We start from the raw sequence: 24,268 nt of genomic DNA, 5'->3' as shown, positions 1-24,268 counted from the left end.
CCCATCAATGAACACTGCATTTCCCCGGTATCCATGGGGCGCAATTCGCATTTCGTCGGCAACAGCGCCACGTTTCAGGACGATGCCGCCGCACGGATCGAAGCGGAGATATCGCGGCTGATTGTGGCGAAGGCCCGGCTGTAGGCAGCCACCATCGCATCGTAGCCGGCGCCGCCACAGGGCTCGCGCACGGTGCTGCGACCGCTGAGCGGCGCATGTTTACCGGGCGGCGACACCGACCACAACGCATCGACCATGACCGCGTCGCCGAGCGTGGCGTCAAGGCGCTGGACGTCGATCTGCACGCGATAAACCGCAGTCGGATCGCCAGCCATCGGGTAGGCCGACACGTGCGGGCTGTTCAGTTCCTGTGAGAGATCAGCGGCAATCACACGCGGGATCTGGCTCTTCAATGAGTCCGCCCAGCGGGCGAATTCGTCGATCGTCACCTGATTGGCGCTGGCGCGAACCACGATCTGCGGCCGGTCGACGAGGTCGGGCACGGTGACCGAACCGATCAGGACGGTGACCGGCATAGCAGGCGCAGTACTTTCGCCTGGCGCTTGCGGGCTCAGTGTGTAGAAGGTGGCCTTCGGAGAGGCACAACCGGCCAGCGCGGCGACAGTCAGCGCAATGGCGAAGGGTAAGGATAGGCGCATCACTTGTTATCCCCCTGTTTGCCGCGAATCAGTGCCTCAGGATGACGTTCGAGGTAGTCCGCCAGCGTGCGGAACGCCGCCGCAGTGCGCGCGAGTTCACGCATCGCATCGGTGGTGCCCTGCTGCAACTGCGAGTTCGGCTGCAACGCCCCGTTCGCCGAGTCCAGCGCCGTCTGCGCGGCGGCGAGCGTGTCCCGGGCCTGCGGCATCACCTCGGTGCGCAGCTGTTTGAGAAGCGAGTCCGCATCCGCCAGGGTCTTTTGCGCGTCCTTGCCGAGCCCTTCAAACGGGATCTTGTTCAGCTTGGCCACCAGACTGGTCACCGAATCCTGCAGCGATTGCAGTCCGCCAGGCACGGTCGGTATTTCCGGCGGGTTCGCGTTCCAGTTCACCTCGGCTTTGGGCGCAGCGGGGAAGAAATCGAGCGCGATATACAGCTGTCCGGTCAACAGGTTGCCGGTTCGCAGTTGCGCACGCATGCCATGGGCAACCATCCAATCCGCCATTTGCCGGGGATTCTGAGCAAGTCGGCCTCCGGCTCCGTCCGATTTGTAGCGTGACGTGAAACGCTCCGGATAGTAATGCACCTCGACCGGGATGCTGAACTGCTTCGTGGCTGGATCGAAGCGCGTATAGATTGCCGTCACCTCGCCCACCACGATGCCGCGGAAATCGACCGGCGCGCCGACCGTCAGCCCCCGCACCGAGTCGCTAAAATTGAAAACATAGGTATCGACAATCCGATCATGGCGCTTCATCGCCTCCGCACGATCGTGGAACAGCGTGAATTCCGTACGAACGACGGCCTCGGGCTGATCGGCGGTCTCATCCGGCGTCTGGAACGCAAGGCCGCCGATCAGGATCGCAACCACCGATTGCGTGTTGATCTTGACGCCTTCGGTACCCAGCGACACATCGACACCGCTTGCATGCCAGAAGCGCGTATCGCCCTGCACGTACTTGTCGTAGGGTGCGTTGATGAAGACCCGCAGCGTAACGCCCTTGCCGTCCGCGTCGAGCTGATACGACGTGACCTGTCCGACCTGCAGCCGTCTGTAGAAGATTGGAGAGCCGATGTCGAGCGAGCCCATATCCTCGCTCTTCAGCACGAATTCCCGCCCCGGTACGCCGCTGGCAAAAACCGGCGGCGACTCGAGTCCAACATAGTCGCGCCGCGACTTCGTCGAGGCGCCCAGATCCATGCCGATGAAGGAACCGGACAGCAGCGTGCTGATGCCCGATACCGTGCCGCCGGAAATGCGCGGGCGCACGACCCAGAAGCGCGTATCGTCGACCAGCATGCCTGAAGCATCCTTGACAAGCTCGGCGGTCGCGACGACGCTGCGGTGGTCCCTCGACAAGGTCACGCTCTTGACCACGCCGACGTCCACGTTCTTGAACTTGATCTTGGTCTTGCCGGCTTCGAGACCTTCGCCGGTCGCGAAGCTGATGGTGATCGTCGGCCCTTGCTCGAGCACGGCCTTCACGGCCAGCCAGCCGCCGATCAGCACCGCGACGATTGGCACCAGCCAGACGATCTGCATGCGCCAGCGCGAGCGGGGCGTGGCCACCGCTTCGGGGAGATCGGGCGACTCCGGCCGCTCGGGAGGATTAGCCATGATGAGCCTCCGTCGCGTCCCAGGTCAGACGCGGGTCGAACGACATGGCCGCGAACATCGTCAGCACGACCACCGCGCCGAACGCAACGGCGGCCGGCCCGGCCTGGATCGTCGCGAGCGCGCTGAACTGCACCAGCGCAACGAGAATGGTGATGACGTAGATATCGAGCATCGACCAGCGGCCGACGAGTTCCACCAGCCGGTAGATGCGGGTTCGCTGCTGCAACAGCGTGGTCGAGCGCCATTGCGCGGAAATCACGAGGTACATGATCGCGATGATCTTGAGCATCGGCACGGCGATGCTCGCGATAAACACCACGAGGGCGAGCGGCCACGAACCGGAGGTCCAGAGGTAGGCCACACCGCTCAGAATCGTATCTTTCTGCGAGCCGAACAGCGAACTGGTGTTCATGACGGGTAACACGTTTGCCGGGATGTACAGCACCATCGCTGCGATCAGGAACGCCCACGTGCGCGAGTAGCTCGCCGGTTTGCGCGGGTGAAGATGCGCGCCGCAGCGCGGACAACCGGCGTCGTGCGGATGCGCGTCCGATTTCGTCAACAACCCGCAAGTGTGGCAAGTCATCAGACCGTTGGCCAGTGCCGTGCGCGCGGACGGGACCGCGGTCTGGTCCGGATCCGGCGCGCCGCTATAACGGTCGCCCATGCGCTGCCAGAGCTGGTGGGGATCGAACGCGGAGCTGGCGGCCGCGAGCAGCAGCATGAGCGTGCCAAACGACCAGAGCGCCACACCCGGCACGACACTGGCGATATGCGCCAGCTTGACCAGCGCCACCAGCATGCCGAGGATCAGGACCTCCGTCATGCCCCACGGCCGCGCCAGCTGCATGAGGCGAAACACGACGTCCGCATGATACGGCCGGCGATGCAGCCGTAGCGGCGTCAGTAAATACGTCATCGTCGCGATTTGCAGCAGCGGCATCAGGAAGGTCGTCGCGAACACCAGTGCCGCGATCGGCCACATGCCGTCGTCGTACAGGATCCGAACGGCACCCAGCAAAGTCGTCTCCACGAGTTGGCCGTTGACCGCCAGGCCGACGATCGGATACACGTTGCTGATCACGAACAGCACGACCGACGTGAGCGTAAAGGCCAGCGCCCGATCGAGACTGTCTGGATGGTTGCGGTACAGCTCCGCGCCACAGCGGCAGCAGCGCAGCACGCTCTCGCCTGTCAATGGCGTTTCGCGTTGCAGCAGATCGCATTCGTGGCAGGCAATGAGACGTGTGCCTGTCGCTGGCGTGGTCGGTGGGATTGTCGCTTGGGTTGTCATTGCAGTTGCTCCGTCGCGGCTTCGTTCTTTTCACGCATCTCAGCCGCAGCGCCCTGCTGCATTGCCCGGCCCGTCATGCCCTCGGCCTGTACGACCCAGCCGCCGCCCATTGCCTTGTAGAGACCAATCAGCGAGCTGAACACCACGCCATTGGTTTGCGTATAGCTGAGTTGCGCGTTGAACAGACTGCGCTCGGCGTCCAGCACCTCGATATAACTCGTGTAGCCGCCTTCGTAGCGCAGCCGCGCGAGCCGCGAATAGGTGCGCAATGCATTCACCTGACGTCCTTGCACGACGAGCTGCTCGCGTGACTTTTGCAGGGCGATCAGCGCATCATCGACTTCCTGGAACGCTACCTGGATCGACTGCTGATACTGGAACAGCGCCTGTTGCTGCTGCGCTTCCGCCTGCTTGACCTGACCGCTAATATTGCCCGCGGTAAAGATCGGCACCGTCAGCGAACCGGCATACGACCAGACGCGAGCGGGACTGGTGAACAGTTTCGAGAACTGCCCGCTGACCGATCCAAACAGTCCGGTCAGCGAAATTGACGGAAAGTACAGCGCGCGCGCGGCGCCGATCAATGCATTGGCGGCAATCAGGTTCTGCTCCGCCTGCAGCAGATCGGGGCGGCGCTCGAGCAGATCGGACGGCAAACCCGCGGGTACAGCGGGCACGGCCAGTTCGGTCAGTTCGCGCCCACGCAGGATCGGGCCGGGATTGCGGCCGAGCAGGACCGAGAGGGCGTCCTCCTGCTGGGCAATCTGCGTCTCGATCTGCGGAATCGTCGCGAGCGACGCCTCGTATTCCGACTGGCTTTGCGCGAGCTCCATCTGCGAGACGTCGCCGCCTGAAAACCTTGCCTCGAACACTTTCACCGAGCCGGCGCGGCTGTCTGTCGTCGCCCTGGCGATCGCCAGTTGCGCATCGAGATCGCGCAGATTGATGTAGGCGGTCGCAACCGAGGCGACCAGCGACAGGATCGTCGCGCGGCGGCCCTCCTCGCTCGCCAGCAGACTCGCGCGCGCCGATTCGGTCTCCCGCCGCACCCGGCCGAACAGGTCGATTTCCCACGCGACCATCAACGGCGCCTGAAATTCGTTGAACACCGGCCCGACGCCGGCCGGCAGCGGTGTGGGCCCAGCCTGCGAAGCACGCTGGCGAGAGGCGTCGAAGCCGGCGCTGAGCTGGGGAAAGAGTGCCGAGCGGGTCGTGACGAACTGCCCGAGGAACTGGTCGACGCGAGCGGCGGCGATCTTCACATCCTTGTTGTCCGTCAGCGCGGCCAATATCAGATCGTTCAACACCGGATCCTGGAACTGCTCCCACCAGCGCGTATTGGCGACGTCGACTGCTTCGCCGGTTTCGAAGCGGTAGGTTGCGGGCGTCGCCACGTTGGGCCGCACGTAATCGGGGCCGAGCAGACAGCCGCCCAGTGCCAGCACCACGGGCAATGCAGGCATCAGACGCAGCAGGAACGCTCGGCTGCGCATGTCAATCGTCCTCACGCCGTGCGGACGGCGTTATCGCCGGGCCGCCGGAACCAGGTGGAGTACCGGGCCCCTGTCCCTCTGCTCCGCCGCTCATCCCCGGGGTCTTCTTGCCGCCTCTTTCCGACATCGACTCGAGCACGTAGAAGAACATCGGGATGAAGAACACCGCGATCACCGTCGCGCCGAGCATCCCGCCGATCACACCCGTGCCAATCGAATGCCGGCTGTTCGCCGACGCGCCGAGCGCGATGGCGAGCGGGACGCATCCAAGAATGAACGAGAACGACGTCATCACGATCGGGCGCAGCCGTTCGGTCGCCGCCGTGACCGCGGCGTCGTACACCGACGACCCCGCTTCGCGATTGAGCACCGCGAACTCAAAAATAAGGATCGCATTCTTCGCCGCTAGCGCGACCAGCATCGTCAACCCGATCTGGAAGTAGACATCGTTCTGGAGGCCGCGCAGCAGGATGGCGAGCAGCGCACCGGTCAGCGCGAAAGGCACCGCCATCAGCACGCCAAGCGGCAAACTCCACTTCTCGTATTGCGCGGCAAGGATCAGGAACACCATCACCAGACCGAACACGAACACCAGCCCGGAGGTACCGCCGGCCTGTCTTGCTTCGTAGGCCTCGCCGCTCCACCCCACCCCATAGCCGTCGGGCAGCACCTGTTTGGCGACTTCATCGAGCGTGGCGATCACCTGCCCCGAGCTGTAACCGGGCGCAGCATTGGCGGTGACCTTCACCGCCGGGAAATTGTTGAACCGCGTCACCAGATCGGGGCCGGTGACAAAACGGGACGTCACCACCGCCTTAAGCGGCACCATGCTGCCGGTCTTGCTGCGCACGAAGATCTGGTCGAGATCCCGCGGCGTGAGCCGATACGACGGCTCGGCCTGCAGGATCACCTGCCACAGCCGGCTCGAACGGTTGAACTGCGACACGTACAGCGAGCCGAACATCGTCTGCATCGCGCTGTACACCTCCTCGACGGGCACACCGAGCGTTTCCGACTTGTCCCGATCCACATCGACCAGCAACTGCTGGGACGACGCGTTGAAGGTCGACGTCAAGCGTGCCAGTTCGGGCCGCGCTTTGGCTTTGGCGACAAAATCGTCCACCACCTGGGCCAGTTGCGCGGTGGTGGCGTCGCCCTGCGCCTGAATCCAAATCTCGGTACCGCCGGTGGTTCCAAGTCCCGGAATGGACGGCGGGTTGACCGGCAGGATGATCCCCTCCTTCACTTTCGAGAGATTTTCGTAAGCATTGATCAGCACGGCCCGCGCATTCTGCGTCTTGATGTTGGCGAATTTGTAGCGTTCATCGAAGCTCTTGAAGCCGATAAAAAACGCGCCTGCATTGTTCTTGTTCTGGCTGTCGAGCAGGCTGAAACCGTCGACAATCGTCACGCTGCTCACCGCGTCCTGCTTCATGAAGTAGTCGGTGACGTGCTGCGACACCTCCTCGGTGCGATCGAGGCTCGCTGCATCCGGCATGATGACCGCGCCGAGCAGGTAGCCCTGATCCTCGGGCGGCAGGAACGACGTGGGAATCGTCTTCAACATGACGACCGCAAGCGCGATCATCCCGGCAAACAGTAATAGCGCGACCACGAACCGCTTGATGACCAGCTTCACCAGATTCGAGTAGCCGGTCGTGATCCTCGCGAACGCATTGTCGAACCACCTGAAGAAACCGCGCTTTTCGTGGTGCCCGGGTTTGAGCAGCAATGCGGCAAGCGCAGGCGACAGCGTGAGTGCGACGACGGTGGAGAACACAACCGAAATCGCAATGGTGATCGCGAACTGCTTGTATAGCTGCCCGGTAATCCCGCCGAGAAACGCCACCGGCACGAACACCGCGCATAGCACGAGCGTAATCGCCACGATCGGACCAGAGATTTCCTCCATCGCCCGTTTCGCGGCGTCCCTCGGACTCAGCTTCTGCACGTTCATGTTCCGTTCGACGATTTCAATCACCACAATGGCGTCGTCCACCACGATGCCGATCGCCAGCACCATGCCGAACAGCGTCAGCATGTTGATCGAGAAACCCATTGCCAGCATTCCCATGAAGGTGCCGACAATCGACACCGGCACCGCGAGCACCGGAATCACGGTGGCGCGCCAGCTCTGCAGAAACACGAACACAACGATCACCACCAGCACGAGTGCCTCGAAGAACGTGTGGACGACATCCGTGATCGACGCACGGGTGAAGTCAGTCGTATCCATCGCGATGCTGTAGTCGATGCCTTCGGGGAACGACTTCTTCATCGTGGCAAGCGTCGCGCGCACCTGCTTCGATACGTCAAGGGCGTTAGCGCCCGGCTGCTGGTAAACCGCAATGACCGTGGCCGGCTTGCCCTGAAACTTGCTGCGAATCGAATAGTCCTTCTGGCCGAGTTCTGCGCGGCCGATGTCCTTGAGCCGCACGATCGCCGCGGCACCGCTGGCCGCGCGGATAATGATGTTTTCAAACTCCGCCGGATCGCTGAGCCGGCCGGTGGTGGTGACCGCAAACGACTGCTCGACCGGCGTACCGGTCGGCGACTGACCGAGGCGGCCGACCGCGAACTGCTGATTCTGGTTGGCCACCGCCTTCTGCACGTCGCTCGCGGTGATGCCCAGTTGCGCCATGCGATCCGGTTTCAGCCAGATCCGCATCGCGTAGTCGGGCGTACCGAAGATGCTCGACTGGTTGGCACCGGGTATGCGCTTGAGCGCGTCGAGCACATAGATGTTCGCGTAGTTGGCGATGTAGGTGGCGTCGTAGCGGTTGCCCGGGGAATAGATGGCGATGACCATCATGAACGCCGACGACTTCTTCTGCACCTGGATGCCCTGCGACTGCACCGAAGAAGGCAATTGCGGCAAGGCCAGATTCACGCGGTTCTGCACATCGACCTGCGCAAGTTCGGGGTTGGTGCCGATCTGGAAGAAGGCGTTGATCGTCAGACTGCCGGTCGATGAACTCGACGAGCTCATATAGATCATGTTGTCCGCGCCGTTGACCTGTTGCTCGATCGGCGCGGCCACATTGTTGGCGACCACGTCCGCGCTCGCACCCGGGTAGGCGGCGGAAATCGTGATCTGCGGTGGCGTGATGTCGGGGTACTGCGCAATCGGCAGCGCCAGCATCGCCAGCGCGCCCCCGAGCGTGATGACGATCGAGATGACGGACGCGAAGATCGGCCGGTCGATGCAGAAATGAGAGATGTTCATTTCGCGCGCCCGGTTACTTCGTCATGGTACGTTCGGACTGGCGCGTGGCGAGATGCTGCGCTTCGCTCTGCGACGCACCGGCGCCGGCATGCGGACTGGGCGTCCCGGTGATCTTCAGCGGCGCGTCCGCGATGACCCGGATGGCGCCATCGACCACGATGCGCTCCCCTGCTTGCAGCCCTTCGGTGATGAACCAGTCATCACCGTGCCATTCGCCGACTTCGACCACGCGTTGATGCGCTTTCGAGTCGTTGTCGACCACCCATACGAAGTGGCTCTTCGCGCCCTGCAACACCGCGCGCTGCGGCACAAGGATCGCATTCGGACGCACGGCGCCCGAGACCCGCGCACGGACGAATTGCCCCGGGCGTAGACTGCCGTCAGGATTCGCGAACGACGCACGAACGAGGAACGTGCCGGTTTCCGTGCTGAAAGCCGGATTCGTGAAGTTGATGTGCCCGCGGGCGGGAAACACCGTGCCATCGGCCAGCACGACTGTGACCTCGAAATCGTTGCTTGCAGGAAACACCAACTGCTTTTTCTCGATCTGGTCACGATAGCGGAGCAACTCGTTTTCGGAGATGCTGAAGTTAACCCACATCGGATCGAGCTGGTAGACATAGGTGAGCAAACCCGATGCGGCGGCGGTCACGTAACTGCCGTCCTGCTGCCTGGCGAAGCTGGACAACCCGGCAAGCGGAGATTTGATCGTCGTATAACCGAGGTTAAGCTGCGCGGTCTGCACCTGACCCTGTGCTGCGATGACCGCGGCCTCCGCCTGCTTTTCGTTGCCGGTCGCATCGTCAAGATCCTTCTGACTCAAGGCGTTCTGTTTGGCAAGGGGTATCACGCGGGTAAGATTGGCTTTCGTTACGTAGAGCCTCGCCTGTTGTTGCGCGAGTTCGCCCTTTGCAGTCTTGAGCGTTGCTTCGAACGGCTTGGGGTCCATCAGGAAAAGCGTTTGCCCCGCATGGACCAGTTGTCCCTCGGTGTAGACCCGCTTCTCGAGAAAGCCGTCGACGCGTGCCCGGATCTCGACTTCGCGTGAACTCTGCGTCTGCGCAGTGAATTCGAAGTCGACCGGCGTGTCGTGTGGCTCGACCTGCATCAGGGTCACCTCGGTGGCTGCGGCAGGCGGCAGAGTCGCCGGCTTGTTGCAGCCAGCGCAAAGCGCGAGCAACGTACCGGCGAGCAGGAGTCTCAAATCGCCCGACGACCGTGGTCGAGGACAGATGATCAGCGGCGTGCATTCCATGACATCACCCGTCATGGCTTATCAGGCGTGCAGGCGCCGAACAGCACATAGGCATCTTCACTGTTGACGAGCGAGCCGGTCATCGTCCCGTCCGTCCTGTCGAGCGCAATCGTCCACGCAAAGCCACGCTCCGTGCCTTGCAGGAAAATCTGGCTCTCGCTTGTTTCGATAAAGCGGATGGAGGTTGCGCGCTGCGGCCCGACTATCGTCTTCCTTGTGAAATCGATGTGCAGGAATTGCGGCACGCCGAGTTCGGCAGGCAGGCCTCGCAGACAAGTCTCCCCGGCATCACACCCGTGTGCATCTACTGTCGCGCACAGCAGGGGCTTACTGCCGTCGAAGTCGGCCGCCCACACCGAGGCCGATCCGAGCCAGCAGAGCGCGGTGAACCCGAGACTCAGGCATTTCTTTTTCACGGCTGTCTCTCCCGTCTCTATCACGTCTACTCAACCGTGTATCCACGGCCGGTCATGCATGCGGCGACTGCGCGGTTGAACGTTGCCATCTGCTGGGCGACCTGTTGCTGGCCGCTTTGCTGCTGTCCGGCCGCGGCCTGGTTCATGCGGTGCTGCCGCAGGCCGCCGCCCGCTGTCCCCGTGACCGCGCCGATCGCCGCGCCCTTCCCGGCATTGCCTGCGATCGCACCGACTGCCGCGCCTAACGCGGCGCCGCCGGCTGCACCCTTGAGCGCTCCACCTTGTTGCTGCGGAGCACCCGATTGCCCGGATTGCTGTGCAATCGCGACCGGATCCACGCCCGTCGTCTGCTTCGCCCATAGCTGACATTCGGAGGTGTCCGTGTTCTGCTTCTGGAGACTCTGCCCGTTGGCTGGATAGATGATGGGCTGCTGCGCGGCGGTTGCGAAGCTCAGCATCCATACCACCAAACCCATTGCGACTCGCTGCATTCGTTGCATGGCTTGGGGTCCTCCATGTTCTAGGGTTGACCTATCGAATGGCTACTGGCGGGCAATGTCCGCGCAACGCGCGAACGATTTCCCGGCTCCCCCGGGCAGGTTTCCCGATCGCGCCCCCGGCGCGGCGTGCATGACCAGGGCGATTCGCGTAAGAGCATCGGCCGCTATGACTGCGCGAGGAGATTGCGCACTTCACTGGTCAAACTTGACAATTCTCTGTCCCTGCACGCCCAGACCGGCCATCAGGCCCTGCTGGCCAAAAATGAACGCGTAGACATCTGATTTCAATGTCGTCGTTGTCATCGATTTGGCCATTCCTGCATCCACCACTACGACGCTCGGTCCCACGCCGACGGACATTCCAGTGCCGCTCGTGAGCTCGGTGAGTGCCGAGTCGGTCATAAAGAACATCGCCTCCGAAAAGGTTTGTGCGCCTGCCTGCATCCCGTACGAAAGTCCGCGTGCTCTGTAGTATCCGATGATCCTGCCATCCGGACTGAACGCCACGCCCTTTCCCCCTTGCGCACCGACCAGCAACCCAGCCTTGACGATGCTCGGAAACACGACGACGGCTTTCGCCTGGTATTGGAGATCCTTCGCCTTCGGGGTGCTGTTAAAGAGTTGCTGCAGTGCCTCACGTGCCTGCGCGTCTAACTCGGGGTCCCCACCGTTGGCAACAGTCGGGTTCGTCGAGCACGCCACGGCAAACAGAAAGAGGGGAACCGCGAGAATCAGCCGAAGGTACTTGATCATGATGCGTGCTCCATTCAGAAATTGACACCACGGTATGAAAAGCGTTTCCGCCTCAAATGCTTCGCTGGCAACGTGAATAGTGGTATTTTCGATCCGTTAAAACAATTGGCCTTTGGTCCTATATCGCCTGAATACACAAGCGCACGGGCCTGCGCTACGGCGGCTGATCGTCTTCAAGGGCAGCGCGTACCGTCCTGACGAACAGTTCATCGTTGAACGGCTTGCGCAAATAAGCGACCGCGCCGGCCGCGAGTGCTCGCTCGCGCACGCCAATGTCGTCGTGGGCGGTGATAAAAACGACAGGTATGCCGCTGCCGGATAGACGTCGCTGGACTTCCAGCCCGTTCAGCCCCGGCATCTGCACATCGAGAATCACGCAGTCAGGGCGATACGATGGCATGGACGACAGGACGTCGAGAAACGCGTCGCCGCTTGCGAAGGTTTCGGCGGCGATTCCGATTGAGCGCAACAGTCTCCTGATCGCCCGGCTCACCGATTCATCGTCATCGACGACGACAACGAATGGTTTGAGTTTTCCCATTGTGAGTAGTCCGGTGTCCGCGCATGCACGCGCAAGTGCACTCTCCCATATGACAGCTTACGAGTCAGACAGGTTTGCCGATATTGGACCTTGGTCCAGGGTGGACACCCGAGATCGAAAAGCGCGCCAGCACAGACTGCCGTTCGCGCCAGATTGTTGCCGTTTAGTGCGATGCGTGCGGTTCAGCAGCACCGCCCATACCGGCCTTGTCTGCGACCCGGACAAGCTCGGCCAGCGACGTGACTTCCATCTTCGCCATCACACGCGCGCGATGGGCCTTGATCGTTTTTTCGACCGTACCCAGTTCGCCGGCGACCTGCTTGTTCATTCGGCCGGTCACGACGAGCGCCATCACCTCCCGCTCGCGAGGTGTCAGCCGTCCGAGACGCACACGGATCGCATCCAGTTCGCGGTGGACTGCGTGCGTTTGCGCAAGAAGCTCGAACGCCTGTCCGATCGCGCGAAGCAGATCGGTATCACGCACCGGCTTCGGCAGGAAATCGATTGCCCCCGCCTTTATTGCTCCTACTGTCGTGGGGATGTCCCCGTACCCGGTAATGAAAATGATCGGCAGGGCCGCATTGAGCTCGCGCTGCAGTTCCAGACCGCTGAGATCCGGCAACTGGATATCCAGTACAAGGCACGCAGGACAGGTATTGGCTCGCATCCTGTCGAGAAATGCGTGTGCCGAACCGAATGTCTCTACCCGATAGCCGGCGGACTGGAGCAGACGCGCCAGCGCACGGCGCACAGAATCGTCGTCGTCGACGACGAACACGAGCAAATCTGAATATGTCATGGCCTGTGTCGCGACTCGTCCTGCCTCGTCGTAGTCATATCCTCTGCGGGCAGAGTGACATAGAACGTCGCGCCTCGATCGGTGTTGTTTTCGGCCCAGAGTCGCCCGCGGTGCATGTCGATGATGGAACGGCTAATCGACAATCCCAAACCGAGCCCTTGGGGTTTTGATGTAAAAAATGGCTTGAAGATCTTGTCAAGCTTGTCGGAAGTCAGTCCATGGCCCCGATCACGAACGGCGATGCAGACCATGCCGTCTTTCTCGGGCCGGAGCGTCACGGAGACCACGCGATCGAGCGGCGGCACATTGTTCATCGCGTCGAATGCATTAAGCAGGAGATTGAGGATGACCTGCTGCAGCTGCACCTTGTCGCCTCGCACCAGCGGCAGATCGCCGTCGATGTCGAGCGTCACGCGCGTTCCGCGCACAATCGCATCGCTGTGCACCAGAAGGATCACGTCACGGATCACGCCTGCGAGGTGGAGTGGCGCGACCTCCAGATCGCCTTTCTTGACGACTGCACGAATGCGTCGAATCACTTCGCTTGCGCGGTAGTCATCCTGAACGATGTCATTCAGGATCTCCCGAACCTCACCCAGATCGATCGGATCGGCAGCCATAAACCGCTGCGCCGCCTGCACGTTGCTCAGGATCGCGGTAAGCGGCTGGTTCAGCTCATGGGCTAGCGATGAGGCCAACTGGCCCATGGTGGACACCCGCGTCAGATGCGCGAGTTCCTGGCGGTTGCGATGTAACTCGTAGCGATCCGTCCGATCAATGATGAATCCGAGCGTTACGTTGTCGTCGTCGAAGCGAAATGCACCAAGCCCGATTTCTACGGGAAATTCCGTGCCGTCCTTGCGCCGTGCAGACAGTTCGTGCGAAGGCGCGATGCCACGGGATTGCCGTAACGCGCGCAGACCGGCCCAGAAGCGGGTATTGCTGTCGAAATGCAGGTCAGGCACCAGTAGTCCGACAGGTTTCCCGATGATTTCATCGCATTCGTATCCGAACAGGTTCGCAGTTTGCGGGTTGACCATCACCATGAGGCCATGCTCGCCCAGCATCAGAATCGCAAACGGCAATTGCGCCAATGCCTCGCGAAAGTAGCGCTCACCGCTCCCTCGCTCGATCGCGCCGGCGCGTGAACCCGCCAGGCCCACCGACCGAGCGCCACTCTCAGCAGGCTCCTGGTGAACGACTCGCGCGGAAGCCATGACACGGAGTCGCTCCGCAAATGGATGCTCGGCGCGAGTCCCACGTTGACCCGCGTCCCGCGCGTTGGCAGCCTCCGCGACGTGAAGGTTCTCCGCGCGTGTCTCGCATGCCTCTCCTGACGAACCGGCTTTAGCCAACGAGTCGAAAGGACCGGCTCTCCTGGCTATCTTCGACAAGCGTGCCCGCATCACACGCAGGCCGAGCATGGCGCGCGCGGCGTAAAACGCTGACAGATGTGGCGAATTATGACTAGCGATCGATGTCGTCGACCGCTGGCGTCGCACCAGCACCGTCAGCAACCACAGGATGGCTGCCGTTTCCAGCACGACGGTGACTGGCATGACGATGCTCATGGCCGAACTGCCTCTCAAAGGTCGGCACCGCGAGATGGGCTAACAAGAACTCGCTCTGGAATTCCATAAGAGGCAAGGCCCCTTGACCCGGAGGCTGGTTTCCGCTGCTCGATGTTCCGAAGCCGGCCGGAAGCTCAGAATCGTGGCTCGTCCGTCGATTTGCCGGCGTGGCAGATGGCAGGGCTGGACTTGCACACCGCCAGCCGGATTAAAATCCCAGTAAAAACTTCCGCGACCGGATCAGACCGAACAGCAAATTAATCCTAGTACGAAGTGAGAAAATAGCAATGACATGCACATATATTCTTCTACATCCCAATCCGATGCCTCTGCACTGAACCACCATTGCTTTGAACCGAAGTCGGATTGTCCACTGCTCTGAAGTGCATGTAGTTGAATAATGCATGGGTGAGCTCTGACGAACCCTTGCCGTGCCAATACCAGCTCGTTACAGGATCGACCAGTTTCAAATAATTCTTAAGCATTTCTTAAGCAATCCTCAATCAACGCATAAATAATACGAGGCTGCAAATATAGACCGCTTCGACTCGGCTTCGGGACGGCGAAGATGCGACGCTGGCGACACGTCTGTCAAAGTTGAGAGCCGCTTGCGGCGAGTAGCACACGACCGGGCGAGGCGCAGAGGAAGCTGGCCTCGCCCTCCGCCATCTTGGGCTCCATTGTATTCGGCATTAGCGACGTCATTGCCACTCGCGGTCCCAACGGACCCCGACGTCCAGAAGTTTGGCGCCAGCAGCACTCGAGGCGCCGTCCCCCTTGCCGATTTCACCAACCGGCACAACGCCCGCTCGTCGAGCCTGGCAGCCTGAACATCCAAAGCGCAGCCTCATATATTCAATTGCATCCCTGACTGTTGGCGCTCCGATAGCATGTCTTCCCACTGGGGCTTTTATACACACCCTTACCGTTCTTTGTCTTGGCCTCTCCGCCCCTGCTTGTCTGGGTCGTCGTGACGCCGTTCTGATTCTTTTGGGCCTTCCACGCGTTACCCGTATTCGGGTTATAGCCGCCGGCCGTCTGTCCGTTGCCGCAAACGGTCTCGCCGCGCGCGTTAGTAGCGCAGTTCGCGAATGCGTTCGAAGACAACACGACGCATGCCAACATAAGCAGAAATTTCATAGTCAACTCCTGATGTGGCCGGTACAAGACGGTCAAGGAATCATTCCGCACTCGAACAGTTTGTTGGCGACAGGCGCCGCGACACGGTTGAGAAATCCCGCACGCGTGCCAGCGTCATTACGAAGCATCTCAACCGCTCCTTGCTCCATCTGCGCTTTTTGCGCTATCGCTGGACGGCTCTTTTCCTCTGCGAGTTACTGACAGGACGAGTTTTGATACCTTTCGACGACCTTTCCGGCCAACTTATCGAGCATCGGATACTGTCCTTGCGCGCTCACGGAACTGATTTTCAGCAACACCAGCAGAACCGTGAATGTGCGTACAGAACTCGTCATGACTCTCTCCAAGGAACGACGCGAGCGGACTCTCGCATCTTCCAGATTAGCCGGATGCAGTCATACGCACATTGGACTTTGGTCCTATTGCGAACACGGATCATCCAGCCGTCTCATACCTCAATCAGAGACGAACGTCACGACAATGCCGAAACCATCGGTCGACTCGAATCACACAGTCAAGTCGGGTTGCAAGGCTGGGATCCAGTCGGCGACGCGCTCTGTCCGGCGCTTTCGGCCGGCACGTGTCGGTGTTGCCTTGCTCTGGTCCGCGTTGGCGAGTGCCCAGGACATGGAACCCCACGCCTATTCGGCTACGCCGGTCGGCACGAATTTCGTGGTGGTCGGCTATGGACGATCGAGCGGCGGGTTCTCAGTCGATCCTTCGTTGCCGATTGCCAATGTGCAGGCCAGAATCAACACGTATGCGTTCGGCTATTCCCACAGCTTCGGCGTCGCTGGCCATACCACGAGCGTTGCGGTGTCTGTCCCGTACGCGAGCGCGAATGTCACTGGCGACGTCGAGGGTGTCCCGCAGCATGCATACCGATCAGGAATGGGCGACGTGCTGTTCAGGGTCGCCGTGAATCTGCTGGGCGACCCGGCGCTGACACCGGAGGAGTTCGCGCGGCGCAGACCCTCCACGGTTCTTGGTGTCAGTCTGAGCATGGTTGCGCCAACGGGTCAGTACGTGCCGTCCCGACTGATCAACGTGGGATCGAACCGATGGTCGTTCAAACCAGAAATCGGACTGTCCCAGCCGATTGGCAACTGGTTCGTGGACGGCGCAGCGGGCGTGTGGTTCTTCACGGACAACAACGATTTTTTTGGCGGACGCAAGCGCAGCCAGGATCCGATCCCCGAGTTCCAGTTGCACGGCGGCTACACCTGGCGCCCCGGGCTTTGGCTCGCCGCGGACGCGACGTATTTCACAGGCGGCCGGACAAGCGTGAACAGCGTCCAGGATCAGGACCTCCAGCGCAGTGTCCGCTACGGCGTCACGCTCTCGGTGCCGCTTACCGAGAAGTGGTCCGCAAAGCTCGCGTGGTCGCGTGGGCTGATAACTCGCGTCGGCGGCAATTTCCAAACCGTCTCGGTCGCTCTCCAATACCACTGGTTCAATCACTGAACCGGCCTGAGCGCGTGGCCAGCAGAGCCAACGCCCGCGCAATCGAGCGGCTACTCGCCAAGAATGGCGAGCGCTGCGCGCATGGGCTCAAGCGAGATTCTGACCACCCCATCGAGCGGTGAATTCATTTCCATGATCAGAAAAATCGCGCCGGCAGTCGACAGTGCCCCCATGGCTAACACTGTCATGGTCGTACCGTTGCGAGGCGCGAACAAACCAAACGTGCCGAAGAGAATGGCTAGCCAGGACACCAGAACCACCAGCAGCGGCACGGGGATCGAGCCCTTCTGCTGGAGTAGCGCCAGCCAGCGCGCGGCAGACACTTCATCGACGATCTGGAGGGCGTGTGCCTGCAATTGACTTTGCACCGCGTTGTGCGGCGAGAGTTCCTCCACCTTGCGCTGGAAGTCCTCTCCCCTTCCCACTGCCTCGGGCCCGCTCATTCCCGCCAACTGCGACCGATCGCCGGAAGCGAGCACCTGGATCGACGCGGCGGTGTTACGTTTAAGCAAGCCGCGTATCTCCTGCGTTTCCGGTCCATATCTGGCCAGCACGCGATCAAGGCGCACAATGTCGGCGGCACTATGCAGAATCTCGCTATTGGTCGTGTCGAACGAGCCTTTCGCCGACGAGATCAGCAGGCCAAGCACGAGGGCGGCCATGGTAGCGATCAGGCCGGTCGCCAGTTTGACGACATTGGTCGACTCATCGCTAAGGTGGTGTTGCGGCAGCACGACGCGCAGATACGAGCCAAGCAGCGCGCTGCCGACAATGCATACGAACACAATCAACGCAACGACGAGGTGGTTCACCCTGCAATCCTCCGTCTCTGGTTCTGGTATTGCGCATAGCGCCCGGGCGCTTGCCCGCGCGCGTCTTCGCGGCGCCGACGTTGCCCCTGTTTCCCCCAATCGCACGATTGACGAAATCTGGTGATTCCCTCTTACTGTTCCGCATCTTGCTCGCCGCGCGGCTGCATGCAATTGGACCAAGGTCCAATTGCATGTGCGCTGTAGTGAACCTATCTTTTTAGCTGCACCACTGACGGCAACAGCGACCCGGCCGCCAACCTCTGTACCCGTGTCTGCTCATTCGCCTTCCGTCCCTGGCACGGGTCGCGCCGCGGAAGTGCCGTGAGGCGGACAGGAGCAAAGCATCGTGACTTCCCGACTGCCCTTGCGAATGTTGGCGCTGGCACTGGCGTTGTCGGCCATCCAGCCGATCCGCGCCGCGACTCAAGACCCTGGCTGGCCGCGTGAAATGGTCCAGGAGGACGCGACCCTCACCTATTACCAGCCCCAGATCGACGACTGGAAAGACTTCAAGGAACTGACCGGCCGAATAGCGGTTAGCATCATCCCGCGCGGTGGCAAGCCACAGGTGGGCGTGATCACGTTGCAAATGCACACTGACGTGGATATCGACAGTCGCAACGTACTTCTGAGTAGTCCGCAAATTACCGGTACCGCTTTCCCCGGTGCGGACCAGGCAACGAGCCAGAAGCTGGATCAGCTGGTGCGGAAATTTCTCAATCCGCAGGCGTCGCTGACCTTGTCGATGGATCGGCTGGCAGCGAGCGTCGACAAAAAGAAGGCAGCACCGGTCGTAGCCATCAAGAGCGATCCACCGACCATCTTTGTCAGTTTCGGGCCGGCGGTCCTGCTGTTTGTGGATGGCGACCCGGTACCGGCGCCGATCCAGAATTCAGATGTCTCATTCGTCGTCAACGCCAGCTGGCCGCTGTTCGTCGACAACGCGGCCCACCAGTACTACCTGTTCACCGGCCAGTCATGGATGACGTCGACCGACCTGAAAACCGGCTGGACGGAAACGAAGACGCTCCCTGCCAAGATGACGAAAGTTCCGGCCGACCCCACCTGGACGGACCTGAAGCCCTTCATTCCGCCGTCTGCGAAGCAGGCTGCAAAGCCGCCGGCGGTCTTCTTCAGCAGTACGCCGGCCGAGCTGATCATGTTCGACGGCCAACCGGTTTACACCGCGATCCCCGGCACAGGACTGGTATTCGCGAAGAATACCGATAGCGACGTGTTCGTCTACGGGCCGACCAAGACCTACTACTATCTGACCGCAGGGCGCTGGTTTTCGTCGCCCAGCCCCAGTGGGCCATGGACGTTCGCAACGAACCAGCTACCGGCCGATTTCGCCAGAATCCCTCGCGACAGCCCGGCCTCGCGAGTCCTCGCTTCCGTGCCGGGCACGCCGGAAGCCGAGGATGCGGTGCTGCTCGCGCAGATTCCGACGACCGTTGAGGTGAACCCTGCCGCAGCCGCGGCCGAGATCAAGGTCGCATACAGCGGCGAGCCGAATTTCGCCCCGATCGAAGGCACCCCACTCGCCTACGCAACCAACACCCCCGACAAGATCATCAAGGTACAGAATCACTATTACCTCTGTTCGCGGGGCGTATGGTTCGATTCGCCGTCGCCGGCCGGACCCTGGCAAACCAGCAGTTCAGTACCTCAGGTGATCTACACGATCCCGCCGGCCTCGCCCGTTTATAACGTCACTTACGTGACGCAACAGGTCGTGCCAGGCGGGTCCGTCCAGGCCAGCTATACCGCCGGATATCTCGGCATGTTTATCGCAGGTGCCGCCGTCGGCGCGATCGTTGCCCAAGGCAACGGCTACTACTATCCGCCCTATGTCCGCGTGGGCTCCGGGCCGTACCCAGTCTACTATCCGCGTCCGGCGCCGTACGGATACCCGACCTATAACCCCTATACAGGCGCGCGCGGCGTGCGCGGCAGCGCCTATGGCCCGGCGGGTAGCGCGCAGTGGGGCGCTTCGTACAATCCTAATACCGGTACGTACGCGCGCGGCGCCACGGTTTCCGGGAAGTATGGCAGCGCGACTGTCGCGCAGGCCTATAACCCCTACACCGGCGCTTATGGCGCTACCCGTCAGGGATCGAACGCGTACGGCCAGTGGGGAAGCTCTGTCGTGACAAAGGGAAACCAGTGGGCGGCGACGCAGCACCAGACCACAGCGAAGGGCACGGTCGGGACTTATCAGAATTCGGCAGGCGGCAAGGCGGTTGCTGGAAGCACGGCCAACGGCCGTGCCGTAGCTGGTAAGACCGCAAACGGCGACCTTTACGCCGGGCGTGATGGCAATGTGTACAAGAACACGGGGGGGAGCTGGCAGAAGTACGATAACGGTTCCTGGTCCAATGTGAACAAACCGACACCGCAGTCGTCGCCGCAAAGAACGCAAACCGGGCAGCCCCAGCGAACGCCCACTACGACGAACACCGGCGCGACCCGGCAAAACGCGCAGAACTCTCAGCAGCAACGCCTCGCAGCGGCCCGGCCCGGTAACGCCGGAACCACTCAGCAAAGCGCGCAGAGCTATCAGCAGCAACGCCCGGCGGGAGCCCAGCCGGCAAATCCGCGGCCCGCTCCGCAAGGAGCCCAGACCTATCAGCAGCAGCGCACCACGCCAGCACCGCCGAGCAGGGCCGCAGCCCAGCCCCAGAATGCTGCGGGTGGAATCAACCGGACCAGCGCACAGCCCTCCTTTGGAGACCTGAACAACGACATGCAGAATCGTCAGAGAGGTGCGACCCAGAGTCAACGCTACGCGCAACCGGGAGGAGGTATCGAGCGGAGAGCCAACGGCGCCGGCGGCGCAAGGGGTGGCGGTGGTTTCCGTCGGCAGTAGCACGGCGCCATTTAAACCCTGGCCTGGTTCACTGCAGTGCGTCTCAACTGATATCGGCATTCCCACTGCCTCTTTGGCTATTGTCTGGGGGTACGCTTGCCGGTCGTCGCCCCGGCTTTTCGAAAGACAGAGATGCGACGCTGCGCAGATGTCGTCGGGCGTCAATGGCCGTGGGGCAGCGGCGCTTTCTGACCCAGGAGGCGAACATCGATGAGTAGCCCGACGCGCCGGCTAGCCTTGGCCTTCGACGCCCTGCTGGACAAAGCGATGGCGTGCTGCGGGCAGTCCGTCCCCGACAAAGCCCGTCTGGTTGGTCCCCTGACCATAGCGCGACTGTTGCTGGTCGGCGCAACCATGACGGCTGTAGTCGCGCAGGCGGAACCTCCCGAGGTTCGCTCGAACGCTGACCTGAGCGTCGAACAGGTGCGGCGGACGGCCCGGGAAGCGGAGGCCCGCAGGGACATCGACGTGCCCACCAAGGCACGCATAGCGGAACTGTCCCGCGCAACGCTCGCGGATCTGGAGCGTGTTCCCGAGCTCCGTGCCCAGGCGCAGAACTATCGTCAGTTAATGCACGATGCGCCGGACCAGATTCGTGACCTGGAGCGGACACTGGAACAACTGCGCGCTGAATCAGACCAGGCGGTTGCCGGCCCTTCGAGTGCCGGCAGCACACTCAATGAAATGGAGCAGGCGCTAGCCCAGGCCGGGGCTCGTCAGGCCGCCGCGCGCGCCGAACTCGCGATGCTCGACCTCGAAACCGAACGTGTCGACACGGAGCCCGCGGAGCTGCGCAACACGCAGCGCGAGGCGCAAGCCGGTCTGGAGCGGTTGCGCGAAGAGATCCAGACGGCCTCAGGTGCATCACGTCAGACCTTGCTCGCACAGACTGAGTTGCAGGCGAAGCGGGCCGCGCTGCTGGTTCGCCAGGCTGAGTCTGAAGTCTTGCGCGACCGCATCGATGCGCAACCCCTATTGGCCCGTTTGACGCAGCTGCGGCGGGAAGTGGTCCGGGCGCAATTGCAGCGCGGCGACACTGACCTGAAGCAGTTGGTGGCGCTGGTCGATCAACGTCGAGTAGATGACGCACGGCGGGCCGAGGAGGACGCGGCCGAGCGCCAACGGCAGTTGGTGAGCCGCAGTCCCTCCTTGAGTCGATTGGCGGCAGCCAATGTGCAAAGCTCTGCACAGCTTGCCGGGACGGCCAAGGAAATCGAGTCATTACGGCAAGCTCGCGATCAGCGCGCTGCAGAGGCGGAGCACCTGGCGGTCGATTTTCAGCGCGCGCGCCTGCGTCTGGAGCGCAGCAAGCTCACGGAATCACTGGCCCGGGTGCTCGCGGAGCGTGCTGCCGCGCTGCCTGAAGCGGAGCAGTTCCGTCGCGCGCGCGGCGAACGGGCGCGCGCCGCTGAGTCAATCGCTGCGGCTGCCTTCCAGGTCGAGCGTGAGCAACGTCACCTCGCAAACCCGGACCAGGAGCTCGACACCATCATGCGCAACGCGGCTGCGCGCACACAGCCGGCCGAAGTGGCGGCCCTGCGCGACGAGGCTGGTGTCCTGATTGCTGACCGCAAGGAACTGCTCGATCGGCTATCGACTTCGCAGCGAACCTACCTGAACACGCTGGACGAACTCGTCGCCGCCGAGGACCAGCTCCTGGGCACCGCGCAAGACTATCGCCGCCTGATCGACAAGGCGTTGTTCTGGGTGCCTGTGACCCCCCTGTCCGAACGGTCCTTCAGTGATCTGCCGCAGGCGCTGCTGCTGCTGGCCTCGCCAGAGGGCTGGCGCGAGGTGGGCGAAACCATCGAGGCCCAGGCGCAGCAACGCTCGCTGCAAGTGCTGGTTCTGGCTGGCGCCGTGCTCGCCATCCTTGCCGCGCGAAAACGGCTGCTTGCGCGGCTGCAGCGCCTGGACGAGTGCAAGGATGCGGCGGGCGATCGCAACGTTGCCGCCACCGTGCAGGCCCTTGGCACAACCCTGCTCGTCGTCGCGCCGCTGCCGCTGGCGATCTGGACGGTCGGCAACCTGATCGTTGCCTCCCCGACGGCTTCAGAATTTGCCAATGCTATCGGCGAGGGGCTCGACCCAACGGCGTGGGGGGTATTCATAGGACTGTTCTTCTCAAGGCTGTTTCGTCCTGATGGCATTGCCCAACTGCATTTCGGACTCGAGGCCCAGTCAGTGCGCGCGTTGCGCCGCGCGTCACGCGTGTTCACGTTCCTCGTGGTGCCGCTAGGCTTCGTCAACCGGGCCGCATCCCAGTATGACGATCTCATCGTGCGGGCCTCACTGGGGCGCCTAACCCATATGCTGGCGCTCATCGTGTTCGCCGGAGTAATCGGCGTGACCTTCCGGCCGGGTGGCCGGGTTCTCTCGCGGTATTTCGGTCCAGGCGCGGAGGACCGGAATGTGGTCATGAAATATGCTGTCTACGTGTTCGCCTGTGTGGTGCCGCTATCCCTTGCGGTACTGTCAGCGGTTGGCTTTTACAACGCTGCGCAGGTCTTCGGTCGGCTCACGCTGATCAGTTGCCTCGCTGCTGCAGCGATCGCGCTGTTCCATACGCTGACCGCGCGCTGGTTGGGCGACCAGCGCGACGAGCTTGAGCGCGCGCGGACGCAGGGCATGGATCGGGAGGTAGAAGTCCTCATCGACGGGGCGCGCAAGAACCTGGATCGCCCCGACCTGGCATCGATCGGAGCCCAGGCGACGCGATTGTTGCGCGCGTTATCCGCGATACTGCTCGTGGCTGCCGTGCTGGTGGTCTGGCACGGAGCATTGCCGGGTCTGAGCCGGCTCAACGAGATTTCTCTCTGGACCTATACCGATGTCGAGGAGGGTCAAACGGTTGAGCGCGCCGTCACCCTCGGGGGCGTGATGCTCGCCCTGACGACAGGATTTGTCGCAATCGTTGCGGTCAAAAACATCGGAGGCTTCCTTGATATCGCGCTCCCAGATCGGGCACGGCTCTCAGGCGGCAGCCGCTATGCCATCAGAACCGTGGCCCGCTACGTCATTGTCGGTGGGGCGGTGATGACGGTGTTTAGTGTGCTGGGCGGCAACTGGTCCCGGATTCAATGGCTGGTCGCGGCCATGGGCGTGGGCCTCGGCTTCGGCCTGCAGGAGATCTTCGCAAATTTCGTCTCCGGTTTGATCATATTGTTCGAGCGGCCCATCCGCATCGGCGATACCGTGACCGTCGCAGACGTGACCGGCGTCGTGACCCGTGTGCAGGCGCGCGCCACGACAGTGACCGACTTCGATCGCAAGGAAGTGGTGATACCGAACAAGACCGTCATCACGGAGCGGGTCATCAACTGGACGCTGAGTGATCACATCACGCGGGTGGTGCTGAAGGTCGGCGTCGCCTACGGATCCGACACTGAGGCTACGTGCGAATCGATCCTGAAAGCAGTGCGCTCAGTACCAAATGTCCTCACGAATCCCGCCCCCAGCGTATTCTTCCTCGCTTTCGGTGACAGTTCACTCAATTTTGAGGCGCGGTTCTTTGTCGAGGGCGTGAATCAACGAATTCCCGCCACCCACGATGTGCTTACGGCGATCGAACGTGGGTTGCGGCAGGCGGGAGTTGAAATCCCGTTCCCGCAGCACGATGTTCATCTCAAGTCCGGACACCCGGCGCTGCCGGCGCACGACGCGGTACAGCGCACGGAGGACGGAGCTGCCGCGGGTGCTACAGCCGCTCGCAAGTCAATAGATCACAAACCATAGCGAGCCTTCTGATCTTGCTGCGTCAATAAATTTGACTGCATGCAGCAAAAGGCACATCGATGGCGTCGTTCAGTACGAGTCCAGTCGCACGCCTGACCGCCCGCGATCGAGGGCGGGCCGGC

The 24,268-nt window shown here is 62.0% G+C and carries 16 protein-coding genes; 3 read left to right on the top strand and 13 right to left on the bottom strand.

Translation table 11 applies throughout. The annotated features are described in order from the left end of the window. Nucleotides 1-74 precede the first annotated feature (74 nt). From KHO33_RS29440 to KHO33_RS29385, 12 genes are all read right to left on the bottom strand, one after another. The gene (locus KHO33_RS29440) at nt 75-659 is read right to left on the bottom strand and encodes a PqiC family protein (protein ID WP_234480765.1); all 585 of its coding nucleotides are present in this window, start codon (nt 657-659) and stop codon (nt 75-77) included. Then, the gene (locus KHO33_RS29435) at nt 659-2,278 is read right to left on the bottom strand and encodes a PqiB family protein (protein WP_200567195.1); all 1,620 of its coding nucleotides are present in this window, start codon (nt 2,276-2,278) and stop codon (nt 659-661) included. Before KHO33_RS29435 ends, KHO33_RS29440 begins: the two co-directional genes overlap by 1 nt. Beyond that, a complete protein-coding gene (locus tag KHO33_RS29430) occupies nt 2,271-3,572 on the bottom strand; it encodes a paraquat-inducible protein A (protein WP_200567194.1) in 1,302 nt (433 codons plus the stop codon). The genes KHO33_RS29435 and KHO33_RS29430 overlap by 8 nt, the downstream gene beginning before the upstream one ends. Beyond that, entirely contained in the window at nt 3,569-5,065 is a 1,497-nt protein-coding gene (locus KHO33_RS29425) for an efflux transporter outer membrane subunit (protein ID WP_200567193.1), read from the bottom strand. Before KHO33_RS29425 ends, KHO33_RS29430 begins: the two co-directional genes overlap by 4 nt. A gap of 1 nt (nt 5,066) precedes the next feature. Continuing rightward, entirely contained in the window at nt 5,067-8,291 is a 3,225-nt protein-coding gene (locus KHO33_RS29420; protein ID WP_200567192.1) for an efflux RND transporter permease subunit, read from the bottom strand. A 13-nt stretch (nt 8,292-8,304) separates the two neighbouring features. Next, nucleotides 8,305-9,561 carry an efflux RND transporter periplasmic adaptor subunit gene (locus tag KHO33_RS29415; protein ID WP_234480764.1) on the bottom strand — a complete coding sequence of 419 codons (1,257 nt, stop codon included), beginning with the start codon at nt 9,559-9,561 and terminating at the stop codon, nt 8,305-8,307. Further along, nucleotides 9,558-9,962: a hypothetical protein gene (locus KHO33_RS29410; protein ID WP_236074710.1), complete on the bottom strand. Its 405-nt coding sequence runs from the start codon at nt 9,960-9,962 to the stop codon at nt 9,558-9,560. Before KHO33_RS29410 ends, KHO33_RS29415 begins: the two co-directional genes overlap by 4 nt. 26 nt (nt 9,963-9,988) lie before the next feature. Next, nucleotides 9,989-10,462 carry a YMGG-like glycine zipper-containing protein gene (locus KHO33_RS29405; protein ID WP_200567191.1) on the bottom strand — a complete coding sequence of 158 codons (474 nt, stop codon included), beginning with the start codon at nt 10,460-10,462 and terminating at the stop codon, nt 9,989-9,991. Between the two features lie 192 nt (nt 10,463-10,654). Continuing rightward, the gene (locus KHO33_RS29400; protein WP_200567190.1) at nt 10,655-11,215 is read right to left on the bottom strand and encodes a lipid-binding SYLF domain-containing protein; all 561 of its coding nucleotides are present in this window, start codon (nt 11,213-11,215) and stop codon (nt 10,655-10,657) included. 154 nt (nt 11,216-11,369) lie between these two features. Then, nucleotides 11,370-11,756, bottom strand: a complete 387-nt coding sequence (locus KHO33_RS29395; protein ID WP_200567189.1) for a response regulator transcription factor — start codon at nt 11,754-11,756, stop codon at nt 11,370-11,372. Between the two features lie 163 nt (nt 11,757-11,919). Beyond that, on the bottom strand, nt 11,920-12,555 hold the full coding sequence (locus tag KHO33_RS29390) for a response regulator transcription factor (protein WP_200567188.1): 636 nt from the start codon (nt 12,553-12,555) through the stop codon (nt 11,920-11,922). Continuing rightward, nucleotides 12,552-14,063 (bottom strand): PAS domain-containing sensor histidine kinase, encoded by a 1,512-nt coding sequence (locus KHO33_RS29385; RefSeq protein ID WP_236074716.1) that lies wholly within the window; start codon nt 14,061-14,063, stop codon nt 12,552-12,554. The genes KHO33_RS29390 and KHO33_RS29385 overlap by 4 nt, the downstream gene beginning before the upstream one ends. Nucleotides 14,064-15,893: 1,830 nt before the next feature. Between KHO33_RS29385 and KHO33_RS29380 the strand changes: the two genes are divergently transcribed. Then, the gene (locus KHO33_RS29380; RefSeq protein WP_234480761.1) at nt 15,894-16,730 is read left to right on the top strand and encodes a transporter; all 837 of its coding nucleotides are present in this window, start codon (nt 15,894-15,896) and stop codon (nt 16,728-16,730) included. A gap of 50 nt (nt 16,731-16,780) precedes the next feature. Here the strand turns inward: KHO33_RS29380 and KHO33_RS29375 are convergent, their stop codons facing one another. After that, on the bottom strand, nt 16,781-17,542 hold the full coding sequence (locus KHO33_RS29375; protein ID WP_200567187.1) for a bestrophin-like domain: 762 nt from the start codon (nt 17,540-17,542) through the stop codon (nt 16,781-16,783). A 391-nt stretch (nt 17,543-17,933) separates the two neighbouring features. Between KHO33_RS29375 and KHO33_RS29370 the strand changes: the two genes are divergently transcribed. After that, entirely contained in the window at nt 17,934-20,411 is a 2,478-nt protein-coding gene (locus tag KHO33_RS29370; RefSeq protein ID WP_211629244.1) for a hypothetical protein, read from the top strand. Between the two features lie 210 nt (nt 20,412-20,621). Continuing rightward, entirely contained in the window at nt 20,622-24,146 is a 3,525-nt protein-coding gene (locus KHO33_RS29365) for a mechanosensitive ion channel domain-containing protein (RefSeq protein ID WP_200567185.1), read from the top strand. Nucleotides 24,147-24,268 lie beyond the last annotated feature (122 nt).

It is taken from the genome of Paraburkholderia nemoris (assembly GCF_905221015.1).
Classification (GTDB): domain Bacteria; phylum Pseudomonadota; class Gammaproteobacteria; order Burkholderiales; family Burkholderiaceae; genus Paraburkholderia; species Paraburkholderia nemoris.
The sequence above is the reverse complement of the archived record's forward strand: the minus strand, read 5'-3'. Positions and strand labels throughout refer to the sequence as shown.